This is a genomic window from Streptomyces sp. NPDC057963 (assembly GCF_042887155.1).
GTDB lineage: Bacteria > Actinomycetota > Actinomycetes > Streptomycetales > Streptomycetaceae > Streptomyces.
This window is the reverse complement of sequence record NZ_JBHVPX010000015.1, coordinates 128,840-144,487: the sequence shown is the minus strand read 5'-3', so window position 1 is coordinate 144,487 and position 15,648 is coordinate 128,840. Positions and strand designations below refer to the sequence as shown.

Genomic DNA, 15,648 nt, shown 5'->3' with positions numbered 1-15,648 from the left:
AGTGAAGGCCCCGACTCCGGTCGGGGCCTTCACTCATGTCCGGGGCAGCGGCTGTGCGTACCGGTCCCGTGGCTTGCGGGGTTGTTCAGCCGCCGGACATCGGGCGGGCCGGGGCCGTGCCGCCACGCGGCGTGCGGTCCGCGTGCGGCGGGCGGCGGCTGCCGGTCGGCGTGACGGGGGTCCGCTCCGAACGCACCAGATGCGTCGGGGCGGGCGGGTGCGCCCGCGAGCGGGCGCCGGTGACCGTGCCCGCGGTGGCCGCCGTGTGTCCTCCGGCGGCGACCGGCTTCAGCGCCGGGCTCTCCACCGCGCCGCCGCCGGCCGGCTGCGGGAGCACCACGGGCCGGGGGCCTCCGGCCGCGACGGGCACGGAGGGAACGGGACGGCCACGCCCGCGCAGGGCCTCGCGCTGGGCGAAGATCCAGGCCTCGGCCCGGGTGATCAGCGGCTCGACCCAGGGCAGACCCAGCAGGATCAGCAGTCCCGCCGCCCAGCCGAGCAGGACATCGCTGAGCCAGTGGGTGCCGAGGTAGACGGTGGTGAGCCCGACGCCGAGCGAGACGATTGCCGAGGCGGCCGACAAGTAGCGCCTGGCTCTCGGGGTGGTGGCCAGATAGGCGAGGATTCCCCAGGTCACCACCGCGTTGGCGGTGTGGCCCGAGGGAAATATATCGCCGCCGGCGAAGAGCTCCGCCGAGCCGATCTGGGTCGCGTAGTGCGGGCCGAGCCGCCCGAGGCCGATCTTGACCGCGCCGACCGTCGCGTTGAGCAGCAGCAGCGAGGCGCCGAGCGTCAGCAGCGGCCGCAGCGTGTGCTGCCGCCAGGAGCGCCAGCCGAGCCAGCAGGCGACCAGGGTGGCCGTGGGGCCACGCTGACCGAGCACGATGTAGTAGTCGAGGAAGGCATGGAATTCCGGCCATTGCTGATACGGCCGGAAGAGCATGACCTTCCAGTCCAGGGTCACCAGCCAGGAAGAGACCAGCACGGCAACGACGATGGCGAGATAGAACGCCAACGTCCCGCAGAAGAGAGCGATGCGGTGACGGCTCATCCGCGGCGGCTCTATCTTCGGCGGCTCCGGCTCCCGGTCCAGGCGGGCAAAGATGTCGGTACGCACCCAATCGACGTTACAGCGAGTGAGTGCGCGAGCAGGTCGATCCGGTCTCTTTGTGATGACGATGTGATGTGGAGTACGTCTCATCCGGCCCATGAATTCCGATCCGGAGAAGTGCGCCGATGAGTCTCCGTGCTTTTTATTTCGCACTCATTTCGGAAGGGTGTTTGGGTGCGGGCAGAAAAGCGCAGAAGGTGCCGGTATGAATTTTGTGCGGCCCCTCGGGCGGGGGAAACGGACGGTATCCGTCCGGTCACCGAACGCTTTCCGTGCGGGCCCGGCGCCTGCGCGCGGAGTGGCGCCGAGTACCTTCTGTGCCGGGTGCGGGGGGCCGTCCGCGCAGGTCCGAGGGGCTTGGAACGGCGGCTCGGCGTGGCGTACGCCACACTCCACGGGTCGTCGAGGTATGAGGTGGACCATGTGTGAGTGTTCCGAACTCGCGTACGCTGACGGATCACTCGCCCGTCGATGCCGGGCCCCGAGGGACAGCGGACCGCTGTGCTCCCGGCTGGCCTGCCGAGCGCGAGGGACCTTTTGGGAGGTACATGCATGTCCGGGACGACCACAGCCCGATTCCGGCTGCGCTCAGCCGCCGACGGTGCCAATCGATGGGTCGTCCTCGTCGTCCTCTGCCTCAGTCTGCTGCTCGTCGCGCTCGATGCGACCGTGCTCCATGTCGCCGTCCCCGCCGTCACCGAGGACCTGCGGCCCAGCGCCGTCGGCCTGCTCTGGATCGTGGACGCCTATCCGCTGGTCTGCGCCTCGCTGCTGATCCTCTTCGGCACGCTGGGCGACCGGGTCGGCCGGCGCCGCATCCTGCTGCTCGGCTATGCCCTCTTCGGCGCCGCCTCCGCGGTTGCCGCGCTGGCCGGCAGCCCCGGCGTACTGATAGCGGCGCGTGCCCTGCTCGGCGTCGGCGGCGCGATGATCATGCCCGCGACGCTGTCGATCCTCCGTCAGGTCTTCCCCGACCGGCGCGAACGGGCCGTGGCGATCGGCGTCTGGACCGCGGTCGCCGCCGTGGGCGCCGCCACCGGACCCGTCATAGGCGGCTTTCTCGTCGAGCACTTCTGGTGGGGCTCGGTTTTTCTGATCAATGTCCCGCTGATGGCCCTGGTCCTGCCGGTCGGCCGCCTGCTGCTGCCCGAGTCGCGCGGCGGCGGCGACGGTCCGTGGGACGTGCTCGGTGCGCTGACGGCCGCGGCCGGAGTGCTCGGTGTCGTCCTCGGGGTGAAGCGGGCGGGCACCGGTGAGGGGCTGCTGAGTCCGGCCACACTGGGCCCGCTGCTCATCGGCGCCGTACTGCTCGTCGCCTTCGTGCGCCGCCAGAAGCGCCGTACGCATCCGCTGATCGACATCGGGATGTTCGCCAGGCCCGCCTTCTCCACCGCGGTGGGCTGCATCATTCTCGCGATGCTGGCCCTGGTCGGGCTGGAACTGATAGCCGTGCAGTACCTTCAGCTCGTCCTCGGTCTGAGCCCGCTGGAGACCGGGCTGCGGCTGCTGCCGCTCACCTTCGCGGCCATGGCCGCGGGCGCCACCGGCTCGTACACACTGCGCCGCCTCGGGCCGCGCCGGATGGTCGGCTGGGGCTTCGTGCTCACGGCCGCCTCGGTGCTGATCCTGACCGCGATGGGGCAGCACGACCGGCCCGGACTGCTGACGGCGGCCTTCGTCGCACTCGGCTTCGGACTCCAGTGCACGCTCTTCGGGGCCTACGAATCCATGCTCAGCGACGCCCCCGCCGACCGGGCGGGCGGTGCGGCGGCGATAGGCGAGACCTCGTACCAGCTGGGCGCGGGCATGGGGATCGCGCTGCTCGGCAGTGTCATGAACGCCGCCTACACCCCCGGACTCGCGAATCTTCCCGAGGAGGGCGTCCCCGCCGGGGACGGCGCGGCCGCCGCCCACTCGCTGGGGGAGGCCTATCAGGTGGCGGACCGGCTGGGCGGCCCGCTGGGCGAGGCGCTGCGGTCCACCGCCCGCCATTCCTTCATCACCGGGCTGCATGTCACGCTGCTGGTGAGCGCGGCCCTGCTGCTGCTCGGGGCGCTCGCCGCGCTGCGGCTGCCGCGGATGATGGAGTGCCCGGCGCCGGCTCTCCACGAATCGCGCGAGGACGGGGCGGACGGGGCGCCGGAACTCCAGGGTCCGTCCGGGGCGCCCGTCGAGGGCCGTGCGCAGCGGCCGCTCGCGATACCCGCCCGGCGTCGGCGGCCCGCCGAGGCGACCGGCTCTGGACGGGCGGGGCACTGAGCCGTAACGTCGGAACGACGCCATGACTAACACTGCTAGTTTTAGCATCGTGCGAGCCGCCGGAGGCCCCCTCTTGTCCACCACCGAGTCCTCGAAGCTCCCGCCCTTCGATCCCGCCGACCCGATCGGCATCGACGACCTGCTCGGCGCCGAGGACCTCGCCATCCGCGGCACCGTCCGCGACTGGGCCGCCGACCGGGTCCTGCCGGACATCGCCGAGTGGTACGAGAACGGTGAGCTGCCCGGCATCCGCGAGCTGGCCCGCGAGCTCGGTTCGCTCGGCGCCCTCGGCATGTCCCTCCAGGGATACGGCTGCGCGGGCGCCACCGCCGTCCAGTACGGGCTGGCCTGCCTGGAACTCGAAGCGGCGGACTCGGGGATCCGCTCCCTGGTCTCCGTACAGGGATCGCTCGCCATGTACGCCATCCACCGCTTCGGCTCCGAGGAGCAGCGGCAGCGGTGGCTGCCGGGCATGGCGGCCGGTGAGATCATCGGCTGCTTCGGCCTCACCGAGCCGGACCACGGCTCCGACCCGGCCGGGATGCGGACGTACGCCAGGCGCGACGGCGACGACTGGGTGCTCACCGGCCGTAAGATGTGGATCACCAACGGCTCGGTCGCCGGGGTCGCCGTCGTCTGGGCGCAGACCGGCGAGGGCGGCGGCGAGGGCGGCGGAATCCGCGGCTTCGTCGTGCCGACGGACTCCCCGGGCTTCTCGGCGCCCGAGATCAAGCACAAGTGGTCGCTGCGCGCCTCGGTCACCAGTGAGCTGGTCCTCGACGAGATACGGCTGCCGGCCGACGCCGTACTCCCCGGGGTCACCGGGCTGCGCGGCCCGCTCAGCTGTCTCGGCCACGCCCGCTACGGCATCGTCTGGGGGGCCATGGGCGCGGCGCGCGCCAGTTTCGAGGCGGCCCTCGACTACGCGCGGACCCGGGAGCAGTTCGGCAGGCCGATCGGCGGCTTCCAGCTCACCCAGGCCAAGCTCGCGGACATGGCCGTGGAACTGCACAAGGGCATCCTGCTGGCCCACCACCTGGGCCGGCGGATGGACGCGGGCAGGCTCCGTCCGGAGCAGGTCAGTTTCGGAAAGCTCAACAATGTGCGGGAGGCGATCGACATCTGCCGTACCTCGCGCACGATCCTCGGCGCCAACGGGATCTCCCTGGAGTACCCGGTGATGCGCCACGCGACGAATCTGGAGTCGGTGCTCACCTACGAAGGGACCGTGGAGATGCACCAGCTGGTGCTGGGCAAGGCGCTCACCGGTCTCGACGCGTTCCGGTAGACCGGTCCGGCGAGCGCCCTGCTCAGCTCTGGTTGAAGAAGCCGTCGGCCGGCCGGCCGACGGTTTCGCCGCTGACCACCTGGGTGTGGGCCGGGGTCAGCAGGAAGACCCGGGTGGCCACACGTTCGATCGAGCCGCGCAGGCCGAAGGTCAGTCCCGCGGCGAAGTCCACGACGCGCTTGGCGTCGGTGGGGTCCATGGTCGTGAGGTTGACGATCACCGGGACGCCGTCCCGGAAGAGCTCCCCGATGGCCCGTGCGTCCCGGAAGCTGTCCGGGGTGACGGTGGCGATCCGGAGGCCCGTCTCCTCGGCCGTCTCGGAGGCCACCTGCACCCGGGGGTCCGTCACCCAGCCCTGACCGGTCCCGGTCTGCGCGCCCTCGCCGTACTCGTCGTCGTCGTAGTACCGCTCGTCGTTGTCCTCTACGAGGCCCAGCCAGGCACTCGCCTTGCGCACCGATCCCATGGACGCCTCCTCTCACCGCGGTTCCGTGGTGTTCCGCATCTCTTTCGTGTCCCTATGGTCGTCCATGATGCGGATCGTGCGCCAAGTGGATAGTCGGCGCGCAGGGGATTCGTGACGGTACTGGTGCAGAAGATGTGGCGGTTCGTCAAGGTTCGTCCCACATCGGTGGGCTGAAAGAAATAAAATATGTTGCACCAGTCCGTACGGGTGACATGGGGGACGTACGGGTGAACGGGACGCTCGATACGATGCACGTCGTGCGCGCGCACGAGCTCGGCGCACAGGTGAACGACTCTCGGGGGATCGTCGTGTTCGGAATCGTGAGGCCCTGTACGCATCGGTTGTCCGAGGGACTCAGAACCGAGTGGATGGCCCATCTCTGCGGGCTCTGCCTCGCACTTCGCTCGGATCACGGGCAGTTCGCCCGGATCGTCACGAACTATGACGGCCTGATCGTCTCGGTCCTGACGGAGGCTCAGTCCGAGCGCACCACCGGCCGGCGACGCACCGCGGGGCCCTGTCCGCTGCGCGCCATGCGGACCGCGCCGGTCGCCCGCGGCGAGGGTGCCAGGCTGGCCGCCGCCGTCTCCCTGGTCCTGGCGTCGGCGAAGGTGCGGGACCACGTCGCCGACGGGGACGGCCTGTTGAAGCGCCGCCCGGTCGCCGCCGCCGCGCGCCGGGTCGCCGCGGGGTGGGACCGGGCGGGCGCGCGCACCGGCGCACAGCTCGGCTTCGACACGGCGCTGCTCGTCGACGCCGTCGACCGGCAGACCGGCATCGAGCTGCTCGCCGGGCCCGGCACCCCGCTGCTCACGGTCACCGAGCCCACCGAGACCGCCACCGCGGCCGCCTTCGCCCACACCGCGATCCTCGCGGGCAAGCCGCAGAACGCGGCTCCGCTGGCCGAGGCGGGCCGGCTCTTCGGGCGTCTGGCACATCTGCTGGACGCCGTGGAGGACCAGGAAGCCGACGCCGTGTCGGGTGCCTGGAACCCGCTCACCGCGACCGGCACCTCGCGGGCCGAGGCCCGGCGGCTGTGCGACGACGCGCTGCGCGGCGTACGGCTGGCGCTGCGCGACGCGGAATTCACCGACGGCAAGCTGGCCCATGTGCTGCTGGCGCACGAACTGCGGCAGTCGGTGGACCGGGCGTTCGGCACCACGGCGTGCGCGCACCCGGCCGGCGGCCCGGTCCTGGACGGAACCGTTCTGCCGTCGGGCATGCGGCAGACCGGGTCCTTCGGGCCGCCGCCCGGCAACCCGTACGCCCCGAGCCCCGGCAGCCCGGTCGGCCCGCCGCAGCCCCCGCCCGAGCCGCCGCGCGACCGGCGCGGGCTGATCGCGGGCTGCCTGGTGTGGGCGGGGCTGGCCTGCACCTGCCAGATGTGCTGCGGCACCTTCAACGACCCGTGGAGCCACCAGCGCCGCGAGGGCCTGTGCCAGCAGTGCGACTGCGGGGACTGCTGCGACGCCTGTGACTGTTGCAGCAACTGCGGGGACTGCTGCGGTTCGTGCGACTGCTGTGACTGCGGGTGCGACTGCTGAGCCGGGCCCGCGGCGGCGCGGGCCGAACGGGATTTCGCGGACCGGGCGCGGGCCGGGCGGGATTTCGCGGACCGGGCGCGGGCCGGGCGGGATTTCGCGGACCGGGCGCGGGCCGGGCGGGATTTCGCGGAACGGGTGCGAGCTGAACGGGGCTTCGCGTACCGGGTGCGAGCTGAACGGGGCTTCGCGTACCGGGCCCGGACCGGGTCACTCGATCTCGGGCGGCGAGATCTGCGAGGTCTTGATCGCCGAGACGCCGATGCCCCACTTCTTCAGGATCCGGTCGTAGGTGCCGTCCGCCTTGAGGCTGTTGACCGCGGCCCGGAAGGCGGGCGCCAGCGGGGTGCCCTTCTTGAAGGCGAAGCCGACGTCGAGGCGCTTGAACTCATTGAGGAACCGCACGCCCTCCTGCTGCTCCACCGCGTACCGCAGCCCGTTGATGGTCGACATCACCACATCGCTGCGGCCCTGCTGGAGCGAGCCCCAGATCGCTCCCTGGTCGCTGTAGGTCTTCACTTCGTACGGCTTCCTGCCCGCGTCGGAGCACCGGTGCCTGTTCTCCTCCAGCGTCACCTCGAAGGTGGTGCCCGCGCCGGTGCCCACGGTCAGTCCGCAGAGCTGCGTGAGGTCGGTGACGTCCTTCAGTCCGCTGTCGTCGCGGACGGCGAAGCCCTGGCCGTCATTGATGTACGTGACGAAGTCAATCGTCCTGCGGCGCTCCTCGGTCACCCCGAAGTTCCCGGTGCCCACGTCGTACTTCCCACTGTCCAGGGCCGGCAGGATCGCCTCGAAGGAGGCCACCTCGCGCTTCAGTCTCAGCCCGAGCTTCCTGGCCACCGCGTCCGCGAAGTCGATGTCCGTACCGACCACCGTCCTCCCGTCCGGGAGATAGGTGGCACCGGGCGGGTTGCCGATGCTGGAGGCGATGGCCAGGGTGCCGGAGGAGCGGACGCCGGCGGGCAGCAGCTTCGCCGCGGCCTCGTCCTCGCGCACCGCCGACACGACATCGGCCGTCGGGACCTCTCCCCTGGCGGCCGCGGTCCCGGCGGCGCCGGCCGGTGCGGCCGCCGGATCACCGGACCCGCACGCGGTGAGGGCGAGAGCGGCGGCGGTGATCAGCGCGAAGGCAGCGGTGTGCCGGGTTCGGGGCATGAGGCGTGGTTCTCCCGGGTCGTCGGCCGTGCGCGGGCGCGGCGGCGCACCCATGAGCAGGGCAGCACGCGGTGCCCCCACGGCCGGGGGCGAGGAAAGCGGTGGAACGGGAAACGGCGGAGCGGCCGAGCGGGGAAGCCGCACAGCCGGAAGTCCGCAGAGCGAGGGGAGGGAGCGCGAAGCGACGTCGTGTTACGTGAGGACACGCGGGGAACAGTGCTCAGGCGCCGCGCACGGCGCGAGGCAGAGACACACGGAAAAGAAGGACAGGGGGTCGGCTCAACAGGAGGAGGACCACACGCGACCGAAGTCGATGTGGGAGCGCTTGACCAGCCACTGCTGCGAATGCATGGCCCAAGTGGAACAGGCATTCGGTGGTCCGTCAACTGAGCTGAGACGTACGACTCACAGTGTGGACAAGCTTGACAACACGCGGCGAACAGCGCTTATCTCGGAAGCGGACCGGCGCTGAGGGGCCCGGTCCGCGTTGTGTTTCCGCTGAAGGCACGCCCCGTGTTCGATCTCTGCATCCACGGAGCCTTCGCATGTCCGCGCAGACAGATACCCTCCCTTCCTCCTCCACCACCCCGCTCGCCAAGAGTGACGGGGCCGACCGGCTCCGGATCGTCCCGGTGCGCCGAACAGGCCAGTGGGCGGCGGCCGTTGCCGTACTGGCGCTGCTCGCCCTGGTGCTCCACTCCGTCGTCCGCAACGAAGCCTTCCAATGGGATGTCGTCGCCGACTACTTCACCACCACCGCCGTCCTGCGCGGCCTCGGTCTCACCCTGTGGCTGACGGCGCTGGTCATGGTGCTCGGCTTCGCCCTCGGCACGCTGCTCGCCGTCCTCAGACTCTCCGGCAACCGCGTTCTGCAGGCGGTCGGTTGGGGGTACGTCTGGCTCTTCAGGTCGACCCCGATCCTGGTCCAGCTGCTGTTCTGGTTCAACATCGGCGCGCTCTACCCGGAGATCCTCGGCGTCCGTACGGTGAACCTCCTCGGTCCCGTCACCGTCGCCGTCGTCGGGCTCACCCTGCACGAGGCCGCCTCCGCCGCCGAAGTCGTCCGCGGCGGCATCCTCTCCGTGGAACGCGGGCAGATCGAGGCCGCGCAGTCGCTGGGCCTCGGACCCTGGCGCCGGCTCCGCCGGATCGTGCTGCCGCAGGCGATGCGCTCCATCGTCCCGCCCGCCGGGAACATGCTGATCGGCACGCTCAAGGGCACCTCGATCGTCAGCATCATCGCGGTACAGGACCTGCTGTACTCGGTGCAGCTCGTGTACCACCGCACCTACCAGGTCATCCCGCTGCTGCTGGTCGCCACCCTCTGGTACGCCCTGGTCACCTCGCTGCTGAGCATCGGCCAGCACTACATCGAGCGCCACTACGCGCGCGGCACGGCCGGCGCCCGGTGAGCGCGACGACGCCGGCGCTCGTCGTCATCGGCGCCGGACCGCGCGGCACCGGCCTGATCGAGCGCATCGCCGCCAACGCCCCCGGCCTGTACGGGGGCCGGCCGCTGGACATCCACCTCGTCGACCCGTACCCGCCGGGCGGCGGACGGATCTGGCGGCACGACCAGTCGCCCCTGCTCTGGATGAACTCCATGGCCGAGGACGTCACGATGTTCACCGACGACACGGTCCGGCAGGAAGGGCCGATACGCCCCGGGCCCGCGCTCCACACCTGGGCGGCGGACCTTCGGGACGGACGTCTGACGCTCCCGGACGGGGCGGCCACGGAACCCGAACTCCTGGCAGAGATAGAGGCGTTGACGGGAAGCGACTTCCCGAGCAGGCGACTGCAGAGCGTCTACCTGCGCTGGGTGTACGAGCAGGCGGTGGCGGCACTCCCGGAGGGCACCACCGTCCGCTGGCACCGCAGCAGGGCCCTGCGCGTCACCGGGCCGCGCGAAGGGCGCCAGCGCGTCTGGCTGGAGGGGCGCGAAAGACCGCTCCTCGCCGATCTCGTCGCCCTCACCATCGGCCACCTGGATGCCGAACCGGAGCCCGAACAGGTCGAGTTGGCGCGCTTCGCGGCCCGGCACGGGCTCGTCCACCTGCCGCCGGACTTCACCGCCGACACCGATCTGACCGGCCTGCCCGCGGGCGAACCGGTCATCGTCCGGGGCTTCGGACTCGCCTTCGTCGATCTGATGGTGCTGCTCACCGAGGGGCGCGGGGGACGGTACGAGAACGGCGCGTACGTGCCGTCCGGCAGGGAGCCGGTGCTCCACGTCGGTTCGCGCCGGGGCGTTCCGTACCACTCCAAGATCGGCTATGCCTGGCAGGGCGAACGGCCGCCCCTGCCGCGCTTCCTGGGCCCGGAGCGGACCGAGGCGCTGCTGAAGACCGGCGAGCCGGTCGACTTCCGGCGCGATGTGTGGCCACATGTCGACAAGGAGCTCGGCCACGCCCACTACCACCGGCTCTTCACCGCCCACCCCGGACGCACGAAGGGCGACTGGTCCGACTTCGAGGCGAGGTACGCCGCCGCGGACCCGGCAGGACCCGAACTGCGCGCCCTGGTGGCGGCCGCGGTCCCCGACCCCGCCGACCGGCTCGACCTCGAAGCGCTCGACCGCCCCCTGGACGGGGTGCGCCACCCCTCGTACGACGCACTCCAGGAGGGGCTGCGCGACTACGTCGCCGCCGACCTGGAACGCCGTCACGACCCGGACCACAGCCCGGACCTCGCCGTCTTCCTCGGGCTGCTGTCCGCCTACGGGCAGCTGATCCGGCTCGGCGACATCGGCGGCTGGTGGCACGGCTTCTTCAGCTACCTCGCCTCCGGTCCGCCGGGACCCCGGCTGCACCAGCTCCTCGCGCTCTCCCGGGCCGGTGTCGTCCGCTTCCTCGGCGCCGGGATGACCGTCGGGACCGATGAGCACCGCGGTGTCTTCCTGGCCGGCAGCGCCACCGTGCCCGGGGAGCGGATCGAGGCCCGCGCCCTGGTCGAGGCCCGGCTGCCGGACCCCTCGCTGGAGCGCACCCGCAGCCCGCTGCTGCGGGAGCTGTACGAGGACGGGGCCGCCGCCACGGGCACCGGGCTGCTCTCGGTCGACCCCGAGGACGGCCGGATCCTGGGGCGCGACGGCCGCCCGCACCCGCGCCGCTTCGCGCTCGGCCCGTTCACCACCGCGCGCGCCGGCGGAGCCTTCACCCGGCCGGGCACCGGCGGCCCGGCCCTCCGGCAGAACGACGCCACCGCCCGCGCGGCGCTCGCCTTCCTCCGGGACCTCTCCTGTGGCGACGGCCGCCTCGGCGCCTGACCCGGCGACTCCCGGTCGGCCCCGTCCCCTCCTCCCGCCCCGCGGCCCGAACAGCTCAAGGACCCCTCATGTCCCTCACCGGCGATCCACCGATCGCTACATCGACAGGACCACATGTCGCCGCGCCCACCGCCGTCGACCACGACACGCTCACCGTCGTCCCCCTGCTGAGGGTCGCGACGGTCCGGTACATCCTCCTGACCACCGTGCTCTCCGTCCTCCAGCACCACATCGAACGCCACTACGCCGAGGGGGCCGCGCGATGAGCCGCACCACCGACCGCACCACCGGATCCACGGACGCCATGGTCGAGATCCGCTCCGTCCACAAGCGCTTCGGCAGCCTCGAAGTGCTGCGCGGCATCGACCTGTCCGTGCGCACCGGCGAGGTGACCGTCGTCCTCGGCCCGTCCGGTTCCGGCAAGTCCACGCTCCTGCGCACCATCAACCACCTGGAGAAGGTCGACAACGGCTGGATCAGCGTCGACGGCACCCTGGTCGGCTACCGCAGGGACGGCGACAAGCTGTACGAGCTCCGCGAGCGCGAGGTCCTGCGACAGCGCACCCGGATCGGCTTCGTCTTCCAGAACTTCAACCTCTTCCCGCACCTGACCGTGCGGGAGAACCTCATCGAGGCCCCGGTGGCCGCCCTCGGCCGTCCGAGGAAGGAGGCCGTCGCCGCCGCGGAGAAGCTCCTCGCCAGGGTCGGGCTCGCCGACAAGGCGGGGGCGTACCCCAGGCAGCTCTCCGGCGGGCAGCAGCAGCGGGTCGCCATCGCCCGCGCCCTGGCCCTCGAACCCAAGCTGCTGCTCTTCGACGAGCCGACCTCGGCGCTCGACCCCGAACTGGTCGGTGAGGTCCTCGACGTCATCAAGGACCTGGCGCTCCGGGGCACCACGATGATCGTCGTCACGCACGAGATCGGGTTCGCCCGCGAGGTCGCCGACACCGTCGTCTTCATGGACGAGGGCCGGATCGTCGAACAGGGCGCCCCCGGCGACGTACTCGACGACCCGGCCCACGAGCGCACCCGCGCCTTCCTCTCCAAGGTCCTGTGACCCCGCCCATGCTCATTCCCGTGTTCTCTTCGAGGAGTACGCACGTGTGCGTCCACCGCACCCTTGCCGCGGCGCTCGCCGCCCTCACCGCCGCAGAACGGTTCGTACGCCGAGGTGCTGAAGCGCTGGGGGCTCACCGACGAGGCCGTCGAGAGATCCGGGACCGACCCGCCCGCCTGCCCCAGCCCGAGAACTGAGCCCCACGAGAGCCCCGAGAGGTACCCCCATGCCCACAACCGCACCCCTCCACCTGGCCGCCGAGATCGGCGGCCCGCCCCGCTACGCCCCCGGCCACTACATCGCTCTCGCCCGGCTCGCCGAGCGCGGCGCCCTCGACTTCGTCACCCTCGGCGACTCCTTCGCCAGGCCGGGGCCGGACGCGCTCGCCGTGCTCGCCCGGGTCGCGCCCGCCACCGACCGGATCGGTCTGGTGCCGACCGTCACCACCACCCACACCGAGCCGTTCCACGTGTCGTCCGCCGTTGCCACCCTGGACTGGGTGAGCCGCGGCCGGGCGGGCTGGAACGTCGATGTGTCCACGACCGAGGCCGAGGCCCGGCTCTTCGGCCGGCGCCCGGCGGCGCCCGCCGACGAGCTGTGGGGCGAGGCCGGTGAGGTCGCCGACGTGAGCGCCCGGCTCTGGGACAGCTGGGAGGACGACGCCGAGATCCGGTCCGTCGCCACCGGGCGCTTCATCGACCGCGACAAGCTGCACCCTGTGGATTTCGAGGGAGCCTCCTTCTCGGTACGGGGCCCGGCGATCGTGCCCCGCCCTCCGCAGGGGCACCCGGTCACCGTCGTCGACGGAACCGGCGGCCCGGCGAGGGAGACCGCGGCCCGCCACGCCGATGTCGTCCTCGTCCGCGCCACCGCCCCCGAGCGGGCCGCCGCGATCCGCACCGATCTGCGCCGGCGCGCCGCGGCGTACGGACGGGACCCCGACACGCTCCGGGTCCTGGTCGCGCTCACCGTCGACCTCGGCGACGCCGAGACCGCCCCGGAACCCGGACTGGAGAGCGGACCGCCGCTCGCCGGCGGCTCCTACTACCGGGGCGGCCCGGTCGACCTCGCCGAACTGATCGCCCGGTGGCACCGCGGCGGCGCGGTGGACGGCTTCCACCTGACGCCCATCACCCCCGGGCGCGACCTCGAACGGATCGTCAACGGCACCGTCGCCCTGCTCCAGCACCGCAGCCTGTTCCGCACCTTCTACCCCGGCGGCACCCTGCGCGAGCACCTGGGGCTGGCCCGCCCCGCCAACCGGTACGCCCTCGAAGGGGGACGCGCATGAGCACCGCACCGAGGCAGATGCATCTCGCCGCCCACTTCCCGGGTGTGAACAACACGACCGTCTGGGCGGACCCTCGTTCCGGGAGCCAGATCGACTTCTCCTCCTTCGAACATCTCGCCCGCACCGCGGAACGCGGCAGGTTCGACTTCTTCTTCCTCGCCGAGGGGCTGCGGCTGCGCGAGCACAACGGCCGGATCCACGACCTGGACGTGGTGGGCCGCCCCGAATCCCTCACGGTGCTGGCCGCGCTGGCGGCCGTCACCGACCGGCTGGGCCTCGCCGCCACCGTCAACACCACCTTCAACGAGCCGTACGAACTGGCGCGCCGCCTCGCCACCCTGGACCACCTCAGCGGCGGCCGGGCCGCCTGGAACGCCGTCACCTCCCCGGACGCCTTCACGGGGGAGAACTTCCGGCGCGGCGGCTATCTCGACCGGGCCGACCTCCCCCGAGCTCTCGGCTCCGCTCGAACAGGGGGGACCCCCTATACGAGGGCCGCCGAGTTCGTCGCCACCGCCCGCGAACTGTGGGACACCTGGACCCCCGACGGCACCTCGCGCCCCTTCACGCATCAGGGGCAGCACTTCGGCATCGAGGGAGAGTTCACCGTCCCGCGCTCCCCGCAGGGCCATCCGGTCGTCATCCAGGCCGGGGACTCCCCGGAGGGCCGCGAGTTCGCCGCGTCCGCCGCCGACGTCATCTTCACCCGGCACGGCACCCTGGAGGCCGGCCGTACCTTCTACGCCGACGTCAAGGCGCGGCTGGCGAAGTACGGCCGGGAACCCGACGAGCTGAAGATCATGCCCGGGGTCACCTTCGTACTCGGCGACACCGACGCCGAGGCCCGGGAGAGGGCGGCCGAGATCCGCCTCCAGCAGGTCTCCCCGCAGAACGCGCTGCTGGCCCTGGAACAGGTCTGGGGCCGTGACCTCTCCTCCTACGACCCCGACGGACCGCTTCCCGAGAGCGACCCGGACCCCGAGTCCTCGCTGGTCCAGGGCCGGGTCAGGCACGGAGACCCGCTCGCGGTCGCGGCCCGCTGGCGTGCGCTGTCGAAGGAGAAGGGGCTGTCCATCCGGCAGACCGTCATCGAGGCGACCGGACGGCAGTCCTTCATCGGCAGCCCCCGGACGGTCGCGGCGCAGCTGACGGAGTTCGTCGCCGCCGACGCCGCCGACGGCTTCATTCTGGTACCGCATCTCACCCCCGGTGGCCTGGACGACTTCGTCGACCGGGTCGTCCCGCTCCTCCAGGAACGCGGTGCGTTCCGCTCCGCATACACCGGTCTCACGCTGCGGTCGCATCTCGGGCTCGCCGAACCGGTGTGGAAAGGTTGAACACATGAGCACGGACGCACAGCAGCCGCACGGTTCCGAGCAGGCGGCGCAGGACTGGAAGCACTGGCACGAGGAGCGCACCGCCACGGTCGCCGCACCGTACGGACCGCTCTCCCTCACCGGCACCCACTGGCTCCTCGACCACCCGGACGGCCACATCCCCGGGGTGCCCGGGGAGTGGCGGGAGGACGGCGAGGAACTGGTGCTCGGCGCCGACGCCGCCGACGGCCTGACCGTCGACGGCAAGCCCTTCACCGGCCGGGTCCGCCTCACCGCCGACCGAGGCCCGATCCATGGGTCCCGGGTCGCGCACGGCGAGCGGCGGCTGGTCGTGCTCCGTCGCGAAGGGCTCTGGGCGGTACGGGACTTCGACCCGCACTCCGCCGCGCGGCGCGCCTTCCGGGCCGTCGAGGCCACCCCGTACGACGCCCGCTGGGCGTTGCCGGGCACCTTCCGCCCGTACGACACCGCCCGTACGGTCCGGGTCGAGAACGCCGACGGCGTCGAGCGGGGGCTCGGACTCGGCGGTGAGATCGCGTTCGAGGCCGGCGGTGCGGAGCACACCCTGCAGGTCGCGGTCGAGCCCGACGGTTCGCTCTGGGCGGTCTTCGCAGATGCCACCAGTGGGAACAGCAGTTACCGCTTCCGGTTCCTGCGGCCCGCGGCCCCGGCCGAGGACGGCAGCGTGACGGTCGACCTCAACCGTGCGCTCCTGCCGCCCTGCGCCTTCGCGGACCACTTCATCTGCCCCTTCCCACCGCCCGGCAACACCCTTTCCCTCGCCGTCGAGGCGGGGGAGCGGAGCCGCGTCGACGGCTGACGCGCCGCCGCCTCCCCCTCGGGACAACGGCCCCGGCAGCCCGCGTGCTGCCGGG

12 protein-coding genes and 1 pseudogene are annotated in these 15,648 nt (G+C 72.0%); 10 read left to right on the top strand and 3 right to left on the bottom strand.

The genetic code is table 11. The features are described 5' to 3' along the window. Positions 1 to 85: 85 nt before the first annotated feature. On the bottom strand, positions 86 to 1,117 hold the full coding sequence (locus ACFVT1_RS30470) for a phosphatase PAP2 family protein (RefSeq protein ID WP_389801077.1): 1,032 nt from the start codon (positions 1,115 to 1,117) through the stop codon (positions 86 to 88). A 546-nt stretch (positions 1,118 to 1,663) separates the two neighbouring features. On the opposite strand from ACFVT1_RS30470, the gene ACFVT1_RS30465 reads away from it, so the two are divergent. Both ACFVT1_RS30465 and ACFVT1_RS30460 read left to right on the top strand, forming a co-directional pair. Next, positions 1,664 to 3,370 (top strand): MFS transporter, encoded by a 1,707-nt coding sequence (locus tag ACFVT1_RS30465; RefSeq protein WP_389801076.1) that lies wholly within the window; start codon positions 1,664 to 1,666, stop codon positions 3,368 to 3,370. 73 nt (positions 3,371 to 3,443) lie between these two features. Continuing rightward, positions 3,444 to 4,658, top strand: coding sequence for an acyl-CoA dehydrogenase family protein (locus ACFVT1_RS30460; RefSeq protein WP_389801074.1), 1,215 nt, complete (start codon positions 3,444 to 3,446; stop codon positions 4,656 to 4,658). 22 nt (positions 4,659 to 4,680) lie between these two features. Here the strand turns inward: ACFVT1_RS30460 and ACFVT1_RS30455 are convergent, their stop codons facing one another. Next, a complete protein-coding gene (locus tag ACFVT1_RS30455) occupies positions 4,681 to 5,124 on the bottom strand; it encodes a cell division protein SepF (protein WP_389801073.1) in 444 nt (147 codons plus the stop codon). Between the two features lie 308 nt (positions 5,125 to 5,432). Between ACFVT1_RS30455 and ACFVT1_RS30450 the strand changes: the two genes are divergently transcribed. Beyond that, a complete protein-coding gene (locus tag ACFVT1_RS30450; RefSeq protein ID WP_389801086.1) occupies positions 5,433 to 6,668 on the top strand; it encodes a DUF5685 family protein in 1,236 nt (411 codons plus the stop codon). A gap of 207 nt (positions 6,669 to 6,875) precedes the next feature. On the opposite strand, the gene ACFVT1_RS30445 is transcribed toward ACFVT1_RS30450, so the two are convergent. After that, entirely contained in the window at positions 6,876 to 7,820 is a 945-nt protein-coding gene (locus ACFVT1_RS30445) for an ABC transporter substrate-binding protein (protein WP_389801071.1), read from the bottom strand. 545 nt (positions 7,821 to 8,365) lie between these two features. Here ACFVT1_RS30445 and ACFVT1_RS30440 point away from each other — a divergent pair. The 7 genes and pseudogenes from ACFVT1_RS30440 (at position 8,366) to ACFVT1_RS30410 (ending at position 15,593) form a co-directional block, all read left to right on the top strand. Continuing rightward, positions 8,366 to 9,232: an amino acid ABC transporter permease gene (locus ACFVT1_RS30440; protein WP_389801070.1), complete on the top strand. Its 867-nt coding sequence runs from the start codon at positions 8,366 to 8,368 to the stop codon at positions 9,230 to 9,232. Further along, positions 9,229 to 11,088 carry an FAD/NAD(P)-binding protein gene (locus ACFVT1_RS30435; protein ID WP_389801068.1) on the top strand — a complete coding sequence of 620 codons (1,860 nt, stop codon included), beginning with the start codon at positions 9,229 to 9,231 and terminating at the stop codon, positions 11,086 to 11,088. Before ACFVT1_RS30440 ends, ACFVT1_RS30435 begins: the two co-directional genes overlap by 4 nt. A 155-nt stretch (positions 11,089 to 11,243) precedes the next feature. After that, positions 11,244 to 11,354, top strand: a pseudogene (locus ACFVT1_RS30430) (amino acid ABC transporter permease); the annotation flags it as partial. Between the two features lie 38 nt (positions 11,355 to 11,392). Beyond that, positions 11,393 to 12,145 carry an amino acid ABC transporter ATP-binding protein gene (locus ACFVT1_RS30425; RefSeq protein WP_389801084.1) on the top strand — a complete coding sequence of 251 codons (753 nt, stop codon included), beginning with the start codon at positions 11,393 to 11,395 and terminating at the stop codon, positions 12,143 to 12,145. A gap of 226 nt (positions 12,146 to 12,371) precedes the next feature. Next, positions 12,372 to 13,436 carry an LLM class flavin-dependent oxidoreductase gene (locus ACFVT1_RS30420; protein ID WP_389801066.1) on the top strand — a complete coding sequence of 355 codons (1,065 nt, stop codon included), beginning with the start codon at positions 12,372 to 12,374 and terminating at the stop codon, positions 13,434 to 13,436. A 17-nt stretch (positions 13,437 to 13,453) separates the two neighbouring features. Next, complete coding sequence (locus tag ACFVT1_RS30415) at positions 13,454 to 14,773, top strand: NtaA/DmoA family FMN-dependent monooxygenase (protein WP_389801083.1); 1,320 nt, start codon at positions 13,454 to 13,456, stop codon at positions 14,771 to 14,773. Positions 14,774 to 14,777: 4 nt separating this feature from the next. Continuing rightward, complete coding sequence (locus tag ACFVT1_RS30410; RefSeq protein WP_389801064.1) at positions 14,778 to 15,593, top strand: DUF1684 domain-containing protein; 816 nt, start codon at positions 14,778 to 14,780, stop codon at positions 15,591 to 15,593. The last annotated feature ends 55 nt before the right edge of the window (positions 15,594 to 15,648 follow it).